The sequence below is a fragment of the Vibrio sp. Vb1554 genome (assembly GCF_033344235.1).
Genome location: NZ_JAWPOJ010000418.1, coordinates 1 through 1,076 on the forward strand (window position 1 = coordinate 1; position 1,076 = coordinate 1,076).

General features: G+C 44.4%; 1 protein-coding gene. It reads right to left on the bottom strand.

The features are described 5' to 3' along the window. Positions 1-268: 268 nt before the first annotated feature. On the bottom strand, positions 269-1,076 hold an 808-nt coding region (locus R8N28_RS26740), incomplete at its 5' end, for a PTS transporter subunit EIIC (RefSeq protein ID WP_318183860.1).

The window sequence follows — 1,076 nt, forward strand, 5'->3', positions numbered from 1 at the left end:
AAAGTTTGATGGACGAGCATCAGCTTCACTCATCTATAGCACCTCAAAAATATTAGTATTGTCAGAGAAAACGGAACTCTGTATCCGATATGGTTTTACAGAGTGCATTGTTTCTAATGATCCACAATTCTAAGCCATTAGACAACAAGAACTCGCGCTAAAACGGCAATATTTATCGAGTTCGCGTGAATGCACAGCAGATTCAAAGCACTGAAACAAAAAAAGACCTCCCGAAGGAGGTCTCTAATCAAATATCAGTTCGATGTAATTATGGTAGTTTTACATTCGATAGGTCTTCGTTTGCGCCGATTGCTTTCATTTCACCAGCAACGATTTCTGCTAGAGGACCAAGGATAACTTGAAGGTTGTTTTCACCTAGTTTAACAACACCTTTCGCACCTAGTTTCTTCAACACTTCTTCATCAGCTACTGAACGATCTTTCAGAGTTAGACGTAGACGAGTGATACATGCATCTAGGTTAGTGATGTTCGCTTTACCACCGAAGGCTGCAACCAGTTCACCTGCTAATTCAGTACCTGAAGTTGCAGTTGCGTCCGCAGTTTCATCTTCACGGCCTGGTGTTTTCAGATCCATTGCACGGATAACGAAAGTAAACACAACGTAGTACAGCACTGCGTAAGCAACACCCAAACCAACAAGCAGCAACATGTTTTCCGCACGTGGAGATTGAACTACGAAGTCGATGAAGCCGTTAGAGAAGGTGTGACCGTGTACAACACCCAGTGAGTTAGTTAGTACATAAGCCAGACCAGCAAGTACTGCGTGAATTGCGTACAATACTGGAGCGATGAACAAGAATGAGAACTCGATTGGCTCAGTAATACCGGTTAGGAATGAAGTCAGAGCTGCTGACGCCATGATACCCATTACTTTCGCACGGTTTTCTGGTTTCGCACAGTGAGCGATAGCAAATGCCGCAGCTGGCAAACCAAACATCTTGAACAGGTAGCCACCAGCTAGCTGACCGAAACCATTACCCGCTGCACGAGTTGCGTCATCTGCAGTTAGGAAACAAGTCATGATGCCGTGTACTGTTTCACCTGAACCGTTGACA